Consider the following 8,497-nt stretch of genomic DNA (forward strand, 5'->3'; position numbering starts at 1 on the left):
CGGAAACTGTCCACGGAAAGCCTGCAAGACGCAAGACAATATAGAAGTAATCCGAATAAATCTCTTCCGTAAACATACGGAACTTAGATGCTCTCCAATTTCCAAAGCGGCTCCAGATAGGCTTGGCAGCGGCGCAGCAGTTGCCGACTTTCTTCAAAGCTGATCTGCTCCAAGGCTTCGGGGTAGGAGCACCAGCGGTAGGCGGCCACCTCCTCCGGCTGTACCTGCAGCTGAGGGGGAGGAAACTGGGGCGGCAGCAGGGCCACGTAGTAGGTAACGGTCTTGGCCACCGCGTTCCCCTCTGGATCTGTAAAGGTGTAGGCCTCCTGCAGCGTCAGGGGGTCGGGCTGGCCGGGCAGGGTCAGAAGCTGGTAGTCGGTCAGGCCGGTTTCCTCGCGCAACTCCCGCTGGGCTGCGGCCAGGTCGCTTTCGCCCTCATCTTTGTGCCCTTTGGGGAAGGCCCAATGCCCTTTCTGGTGCTGGATGAGCAGGTAGAGGTGGGATCCCTGGGCGGGCGGGAGGGGCAGCACCGGGATCACGCCGTAGGCAGCATCGGTCAGCATGGGAGCTAGTCTCCAAAGAGTTTGATGGCAGGTGGCTTGGGATCAAAAACCCCGTTGGGATCCACCCGCGGGCGCTCCACCCCTTGCAGGGGCGAGAGAGGGCGACCGGTGTCGAATTGAAAGAGATAGATCGGCAACTGGCTGCTCCCTAAAGGCAAGAAGGCCAAGGTATCGATCTGGGTGAGGGCATTGCGGCTGGCCGGTCGAGTGAGGTTAAAGGCGGCGATGCGGTCTTCCAAGGGGGTCTCTGCGGCGGTGCGTCTGCCCAGGCCAATGCTAAATTGCTGGTTCCCCCGCTCGTCCACTCCTAAGGGCCGCACCTCTCCCAGCTCCAGTTGGGGACTGCTCTCCGGCAGACCGGCCACCACCGGCGGTGCATCCAGCGGCGGCTGTGAGGGCAAAAAGCGCAACTGCACCCCCTCTGGCAGAAGGCGATAGTCCTGGTAGTCGTGCCGGATGGCAAGGGATCCCCTGAACACGCGGCGGGTCAGGCCCTCCAGCGTCCAAAACCCATAGCCCACATTGATGCGGCTGCTCTCCGGCAGCCAGTAACGGGCGCCTCCCTGGGGAGCAGGCACTGCCGTAAACCCCATGAGGACATAAGCCTGCCCCCACACCCCTGACAAAAACAAGAGCACCTGCCGCGGCAGCCCTGACTCCGGCTCCAGCCACAGCTCCCGCAACTGGCCCTCCTGCAGGGGCTCCAGGCGCAAGTGCTGGACAGGGGATCCCGCCAGATCTGCTCGTTCTGAGGAGACGACGCGGTAGCGGCTGGGATCAGCCTCTAGCTCAAAACTCACCGAGGGCAGGAGCGCTTCGGGCCGGCTCACGTACACCGAATACAGCTTGAGCAGGTCCGATTGGTTCACCACCTCCAGTTGCCGCGAATCCAACAGGCGAATGCGATCCCCTTCAGCTACCCACGCCTGCCAACTGCCGTCACGGCGGCGGAGCACATCCAGGGTGGCTGTGAAGGTTTGGGATCCCTCCACCCGCACCTGCTGGCGGTACTGCAAGTTGGGCAGCGGCGGCAATTGCTTTAGAGCAGTGTTGAAGCGCTGCAGCCAAGCTTGGGGATCCAGCTCGGAGCTTGGGGGAGCAGCGCGATCCGACTGGGCCAAGGCCGGATCTGCTGCCTGTAGGGCAACCAGCCCCGTTAGCAGGAAGACAATCCCGCCGAGGTAGCCGCAGCCTCGAAGGGATCCCGGCCGTCGCCATCTCCTGAGTTCGGACTGTCCAGGGGACATTGGCTTACCTCAGCTCACCCTACCAAACGGGGACGCCTCCCAGACCCCAGAGAAAACCCTCCGCAAGGGATCCCTGGTACCTCTATTCGATGGAAATAGACTGGGGACCTTGGGTGGGGGCGGGCGAATCCTCCACCCTCAAGCCCTGCGACTCCAGCCAACTGCGCAGCGGATCTTGCCTGACATCCAAACGCAGCAGGCCGCTCAGGAAGCCACCACAAAAAGGAACAGGATTGCTCAAAAAGGTCTTCCAGACCTCATTTATCTCCATAGCCACAACACCAACCACCCCCCAATCCTAGCAAGGACGGCAGTTGGGGATCCCCTACGGCCTGGCAATCGCAGCATTCCCGTATCCCCGCCGTTATTGGATATACTCAGCTCAGAGCTGCGCGGGCGCTTGTGATGACCTCTGCAAAACAGCTTGGCAAAATTCTGCTGGTGGACAGGGATCCCGCGGTTAGCCAGCAGTTGAAACGCAGCCTTGAGCAAGCTGGATACAGCGTCTTTGCAGCGCAAAACAACATCAAGGCTTTGGAAGCCATCATTCATCAATCGCCAGATCTGGTGCTGATGGAGTTGGTGCTGCCGGGGCTGAATGGGCTGGAGCTGTTGCAGAGGATCCGCTCGGCTCGTTCCCGCTTGGAGTTGCCGGTGCTGATCCTCTCCAGCTACAACGATGCAGCGGCCATGGTGGCCGCCTTTGACCTAGGGGCAGATGACTACCTCACCAAACCTTTCCTTCCTGAGGTGGTGCTGGCCCGCATTCGCTCTCAAATTGCTCTGGGCGCAGCCCGGCGAGCTGGCACTGCCAAGCAACCCAACCAGGTTGGCAAGGGGCGCTACCAAATGGAACGCTTGATCGGCATCGGCGGCTTCAGCCAAACCTACCTGGCCCGCGATACCCATCGTCCTGGCAACCCGCTCTGCGTGGTCAAGCGCCTGCGACGCATGGACGATAAAGAAGACAAAGACCGAACAGAAGAGCACGAGAAGATAGCGGAAATTGCCAGGGCAGCCTTTGAGCGGGAAGCGCAAATCCTCGAGAAGCTGGGCCATCATCCCTACATTCCCAAGCTGTTGGCCCACTTTGAAGAAGACGGGCAGTTCTACACGGTGCAAGATTTTGTCCGGGGATCCTCGCTGCGGCAGCATGCCAACCGGGGGGTGATCTGGTCGCCGGCCCAGACCGCCCACTTCCTTTGTGAACTCCTCAAGATCCTCGTCTTTGTCCACCAGCATGGCGTCATCCACGGCGATATCAAACCCTCGAATATCATCCAAACCCGACGAGACAAACGCACCCATTTCACCGTGATCGATTTCGGTGCCATCCAGCACATTGATGGCCCGCCTGGCCAAGATCCCTTCTCTGGCGTCTTCATCGGCACCGGCGACTATGCTCCTCCTGAACAGTTGTCTGGCTGCCCCCGCTTCAACAGCGATATTTTCGCCCTTGGTCGGGTGGCCGTAGAAATGTCTATGGGGACGTTGCCGCGGATCGGCGAACCCCTGGCCGAAGCCATTCCCTTCGGCTTCGGGGATCCGCGCCTGCTGGCCATTTTGGAGCGCATGGTTACCCCCGATGCAGATGCCCGTTACCCCACCGCCCAAGCCCTCTTGGATGAGATCCGGCCCCTATACAGGCAACTGCTGGCCGAATGCGCCCGACCCTCGCGGCAGCCGGTGCTTGTAGAACCGGAAGAGATGGAAATCACGGCTGCCGGGCGAGATCGTGGCTAAATGCCTCGGCTTCAAAGTGGCCGCTCATGCCCACAACTTGCCATTCGGCGCTGCGATTTCCCTGCTGGAAGCGCAACCGCCGCGCCCGCAGCGGCACCACCTGGATGACCTCGGCTGGAAACGCCTGGTACTCTCCCAGGTACTGCCGGGGATCCGGCGGCAGGTCGGCACTGCTTTCGATTTGAATCCAAAACACCCGCCCCGCCTGGTTGCCGTAGGCCCGGATCTGCTCTTGGCCCTGGTAGTGCTCCACGCCGCGTAGCCGCTGCCGCCCTACCTGCATAGACTTAGCCCACTCCGGCAAGGGATCCCCCAAACTCACAGCCCACGCCGGCCCGCATAGCCCCAGCCAACACAACAGCAGCAGCCCGCAAACCCAAGGCCATCGGTGTGACCTTCGGTTCCCGCTTTTCAAGGCTCGACCGAACATAGCAAGTTTTCCTCCGCAATTCAAAAAATCGCATCCCTCTCCCGGCTTTGGGGGCGGGGGAAGGAGTTGGGGGTGGACGACAAATTGTCAATTTGGGGCTTCTGGGTTTCCAATCTACCCTTTTAGACGCGGCCCAGTGGCAGCGCCCACAGCCGCCTGCTCTCCGGCAGGCGGGAGTTTACACCCTATCCCCAAACTACGTGAGATAAGCTGAAGGTAAGCCCTAAGGAGAGCATCCCATGCTGGAAACCCCCAATGCCAACCCGGCCTCCCTGGAAAAGCCCTCGCCTTTCCTTTCTGCCGAAACCCTCAACAGGCTGATCGAGAGCAATACTGAAACTCGTCCCTGGGGCAGTTTCACGGTGCTGGAAGAGGGCCCCGGCTACAAAATCAAGCGGATTGTGGTGCTGCCCAAGCATCGCCTCAGCTTACAGATGCACTACCACCGCAGCGAACACTGGATCGTCGTTGCCGGCACCGCCAAAGTTACCTGCGGCGATGAAGAGCGGCTGATCACCACCAACCAGTCCACCTACGTGCCCCCCTGCACCAAGCACCGCCTGGAAAATCCCGGCGTCATCCCCCTGGTGATCATCGAGGTGCAAAACGGCCAGTACCTGGGCGAAGACGACATCGTCCGCTTCAGCGACGACTACGCCCGCGCCAACGGTGGGCAACCGGCAAAAGCCTGAGCTTGGCATCCTTGGCCAGATAGCCTAGAACGGGAAAAAGACCATCAGCAGCAAGGCAGCAATCAAGCCCAGCGCCACCTGCACCGCCTGCCCAAAAGGAGGATGGCTGGTCACCACTTCGCCATAGCTGCTCTGGAAGCGGGACAGATCTAGGTAGGGAACTACCCCCCGCCGGAACCATCCCACCACCGCTCCTTCTTGGCCGATCAGCCTGCCTGCCCGGCTCTCCCCAAACAGGAAGTTGCCCAGCGGCCCAAACCGAGAAACATAGCGCAAGAAAATCATCCCCGTCTCATCCTGGAACTTGAGATCGGCGCCAAAGCGATAGCCTGGATCCCCTCGCCCAATCACCCGCCCCTGCAACTGCATCGGCAAGCCGCGCAAGGGGCTGGCGTAGGGGTTGCTCATCGCCTTCAACACCGTCAACGCCGGCGGGTTTTCCAAGCTGGGGTACATCACCGTCATCTTCAGCAGTAGGCCCAAGCTGGCTCCCGCCACGGCCAGGCCGGCAAACATGCCGTAAGACCCTGCCCGTAGAGCCGGGATCCCGAGCACCATCCCCAAGATCGCCCCCAGCCACTCGGCGTTTAACAAAACCACGTCCAGAAGAAAATTGCCGTAGAGCTGCTGGCGGTTGAGCTGCTTGCCCTGGGCCACCACGCTGGCCATGTCGAACTCCACCGGCAGATCCAGTTGTTCGGCATAGGTGCCCAGCGCCCGCACCCGCTTGCCGGTGAGGGGATGGGTGGAGTTCAGCTCCATCCACCAGGCCCAAGGGTTAAACAGATCCCACAAAAACACCCTGCCCACCTGGCTGGGATCCGCAGCCACCCGGTAAGCTGTCCCCGCCATCACCGCCGCCTTGGCATCGTAGATCCCCAAGGCCCGCGTCCCTTCCAGCAGGCGAGCACTGCGCTGTCGGGCTTCCTCATCCTGTTCCCGCTCCCCTTCTTGCACAATGCCAAAGGCTATTTTCACCAGCGCCCGCGAGAGGGCGTTGGGGTTGCCGGTGGTTTCGGCGGCAAAGTGATCGGCAAAGTACTCCCGCACCCGCGACAGATACAGCACCAAGTAGGAGCCAGCCACGTAGAAAAAGTAGGCGACCAGCGCCAAGGAACCTATGTTTTTGCCCCCTCTGCGATCCCGGCGCGTGTCGCGCAGGTAGACGTAGAGGAGGTAGAGGATCTGCACCAACGTGGAAGCCAGGGTCATGACCGCGAAATCCCAGTGGATCACATGCCCCAGCTCGTGGGCATAAACTGTAGCCACCTCCTCATCTTCCAAGTAGGTGAACAGGCCCTCGCTGACGACGATGCGGGCCGTATCCGGCAGGCTGCCATAGGTAAAGGCAGTGGGGTTTTGGTCGCGGATCAGACCCAGCTTCGGCTGCTTCAGCTTGTACTGGCGGCAGACCCGTTCGATCACCTCCGCGCTTTCGGGGCTGCGACGCCCGATTTCTGCCAGGCTCACCCACTGGGTGCCGTAGAGGCTGTGCTGGATCCAGTCCATCAGCCAGGGGGACAAAAAGAAAATCAGGGCGTTGAAGGCCAGGGTGAGCAAAACAGCAAAAAGGAGAGAGCCAAAAGAGAACCCCCCTTCCAAGGTGCCGAAAACGGCCAGGGCCAGCACAAACACCATGCCAAACAATAAGCTCAGGGTTACGCCGGCGGACATTGTCAGGTTGCCGGCAAAGCTGGCCAGAATCAGCGAAACCCCCACCTGGGGGGCGCGGTAGCTGCGCCTTGTTTGTCCGGTTTTAAGACCTGAGGTGGCGGGATCCAACTCTGCTAAGGTGCGGCTGGGATTGAAGCAATAGCGGCTCAGCCAAACGCTCAACAGGCGCAGCTCATGGGGATTGAGGCTTTTGAGAGGTTCCAGCCACAGGGATGCTTCCACCGACAACGTCACCGTCGAGACGGCGCCGGGGTTGCGGAACAAGGTGGGCAGTAGGGGCAAAACCTCCTCTTTTTGCCCAGCGGTGAGGCTATGAAAACCCAAGACCGCCTGGCGCACCACGCTCGAAGGTTGAGGCAGGTCGGCAGTGAGCAACTGGCGGTCTTGGACAAAGCAGTAGCGGCTGAGATCTGGACTGTCGGCGGGATCCCCCCTGCCCGTCGCCGCTTCCGGAGCCAGCCTCACCTGAGTTTTCCAGTTGGCCTGCTGTTGGCCGATGGGGCGGCTGTAGAGGGCCAAGCGCTTGACTTGAGGATAGCGGCTGGGAATTGCCTTCTGGAACCAGGCCGTCAGCCTCTCATGGTTGAGAGCAACGTGAGCAGGGTGGTTGATCATGACCACCAAGGCGTAGTCCTCGGCATTGTCTTGGAGGGGCTGGGCCTTCACCTGGATCCTCAGACGCAGGTTTGCCAAAGCTTGCTCTAGCCACTGCGCCACTTCCTGCTCGTTCATAGCCATCTCCCGGATTGGGTAGGGTAAGCTCAGCTATTGCTGCAACTGCCAATGGCTTGCGACTTTACAGCGGCTATTCTGGCATGTTCCCTGCCAAGGGGATCCCCATCTCCCTACAAACTCAGTACAGCCCCGCTGCCGGGAGAGCGCCCAGAGCCAGCCTGAGCTTCGGGAATTGCTTGGCTACAAAATCGAGCGCTGCCCCTCCGGGCTGATGCCGATGATGGTGAGCTGGCAATCCAGCACCTTAAAGCCGTACTTTTCGGCCACTTTCTGGGTGATGTTGAGGATGGCGCTGTTTTTGAACTCGATCACCTTGTTGGTCTTGACGCACACCAAATGGTGGTGGTGGTGGGGGGCCGGCTGGTTGATCTCGTAATGCTTGTGGCCTTCGGTCAGTTCCAGCTCGCGCAAAATGCCCATGCGAGCCATCAGCTTGACGGTACGATAAATGGTAGAAAGGCTGATGTTGTGGCCTTCTTCCCGCAGCTTTTTGTGCAGATCCTCCGCGCTCAGGTGAGTCCCCTCAGGCAAGTTTTGAAAGGTCTGGAGGATGATTTCCCGCTGCCGAGTGGCTCGCCAGCCTTTGGCATTCAGCTCTGCTTTGAAAGCTTCTTCCGTGTAGACCATGATGCCGCCCCTCCGCTGTTGGGCAACGTCGCCGTAACAGTCAATAAGTTCTGTAATTGATAATAACTGCATTTGCAGCGATGCTAACGACCTTGGTTGTCAACACCAGGAAACCTGCCGGCAGAGGGCGAGAAAGTGGGTGCGGGAAACCGGATGCCCTATTCATTCGGGATGAGCTAGCCTACAGAGCATGGCTAGGGGATGGATTTTTCTGGTGTGCGGGTGAGTCTGGGCTAACATACTCGGGAAAAGGCCCGCGGCATCCCGGCAGCGTTGGTCAGCGTAGTCAATACGGGAAGGGAAAACAAAGATGCGGTTTGAGCAGCCCAAAACCTATTCCATTTCTCTAACCGGCTGGGGCTTCTGGCTGGGATCCCTGGCCTTGGCAGTTTTGCTGACCCGTGTCGGGCTGGGGTGGCTGGTCGCCGGGTTGGTGGCTCTGTTGGTGTTCTTGCTCTCTCTGCCGGTGTTGGTGCTGCTGGCCTTTCGCTGGTGGGCGCGCCGCTGGATCGCCACGGATCGCTGCCCGGTGTGTGGGTCAGAATCGCAGGCCATCGAGGGCAGCCGCTTCTTTTGCCCCAGTTGTGGCGAGCCGCTGTTTGTTGCCGATGGACATTTTTATCGACAAACGCCCCCCGGCACCATCGATGTGGAGCCGCTAGAAGAAAGCGGCTGGGAGTTGCCGAGCTGAGGGATCCGCTCCTGCGGTGGGTCGGCGTTTTTAGAGGGCATTTTGGGTGAAAGGTGCTCTGCAATACTATTGCGAACGACAGCGGCGGGTCTGGC

Annotated in this window: 9 protein-coding genes; 3 read left to right on the forward strand and 6 right to left on the reverse strand. The window is 60.2% G+C overall.

All coding sequences use genetic code 11. The features are described 5' to 3' along the window. Nucleotides 1-83 precede the first annotated feature (83 nt). From NW857_RS00175 to NW857_RS00185, 3 genes are all read right to left on the reverse strand, one after another. Nucleotides 84-563: an NUDIX domain-containing protein gene (locus NW857_RS00175; protein ID WP_414333993.1), complete on the reverse strand. Its 480-nt coding sequence runs from the start codon at nt 561-563 to the stop codon at nt 84-86. Between the two features lie 5 nt (nt 564-568). Beyond that, nucleotides 569-1,810: a hypothetical protein gene (locus NW857_RS00180; RefSeq protein WP_414367657.1), complete on the reverse strand. Its 1,242-nt coding sequence runs from the start codon at nt 1,808-1,810 to the stop codon at nt 569-571. A gap of 82 nt (nt 1,811-1,892) precedes the next feature. Then, on the reverse strand, nt 1,893-2,051 hold the full coding sequence (locus NW857_RS00185) for a hypothetical protein (protein WP_414333997.1): 159 nt from the start codon (nt 2,049-2,051) through the stop codon (nt 1,893-1,895). A gap of 164 nt (nt 2,052-2,215) precedes the next feature. Between NW857_RS00185 and NW857_RS00190 the strand changes: the two genes are divergently transcribed. Then, nucleotides 2,216-3,553 carry a protein kinase domain-containing protein gene (locus NW857_RS00190; protein WP_414349149.1) on the forward strand — a complete coding sequence of 446 codons (1,338 nt, stop codon included), beginning with the start codon at nt 2,216-2,218 and terminating at the stop codon, nt 3,551-3,553. Here the strand turns inward: NW857_RS00190 and NW857_RS00195 are convergent. Further along, nucleotides 3,525-3,857, reverse strand: a complete 333-nt coding sequence (locus tag NW857_RS00195; RefSeq protein ID WP_414349148.1) for a hypothetical protein — start codon at nt 3,855-3,857, stop codon at nt 3,525-3,527. The genes NW857_RS00190 and NW857_RS00195 overlap by 29 nt on opposite strands. Before the next feature lie 365 nt (nt 3,858-4,222). On the opposite strand from NW857_RS00195, the gene NW857_RS00200 reads away from it, so the two are divergent. Beyond that, nucleotides 4,223-4,675: a phosphomannose isomerase type II C-terminal cupin domain gene (locus tag NW857_RS00200; protein ID WP_414337358.1), complete on the forward strand. Its 453-nt coding sequence runs from the start codon at nt 4,223-4,225 to the stop codon at nt 4,673-4,675. A 24-nt stretch (nt 4,676-4,699) separates the two neighbouring features. On the opposite strand, the gene NW857_RS00205 is transcribed toward NW857_RS00200, so the two are convergent. Continuing rightward, a complete protein-coding gene (locus NW857_RS00205) occupies nt 4,700-7,081 on the reverse strand; it encodes a M48 family metalloprotease (protein WP_414334005.1) in 2,382 nt (793 codons plus the stop codon). Nucleotides 7,082-7,264: 183 nt separating this feature from the next. Beyond that, nucleotides 7,265-7,711: a Fur family transcriptional regulator gene (locus tag NW857_RS00210; RefSeq protein ID WP_414334007.1), complete on the reverse strand. Its 447-nt coding sequence runs from the start codon at nt 7,709-7,711 to the stop codon at nt 7,265-7,267. A 310-nt stretch (nt 7,712-8,021) separates the two neighbouring features. Between NW857_RS00210 and NW857_RS00215 the strand changes: the two genes are divergently transcribed. Further along, nucleotides 8,022-8,402 carry a hypothetical protein gene (locus tag NW857_RS00215; RefSeq protein ID WP_414334008.1) on the forward strand — a complete coding sequence of 127 codons (381 nt, stop codon included), beginning with the start codon at nt 8,022-8,024 and terminating at the stop codon, nt 8,400-8,402. The last annotated feature ends 95 nt before the right edge of the window (nt 8,403-8,497 follow it).

This window comes from Synechococcus sp. H55.9, from assembly GCF_047462355.1.
Taxonomy (GTDB): Bacteria; Cyanobacteriota; Cyanobacteriia; order Thermostichales; family Thermostichaceae; genus Thermostichus.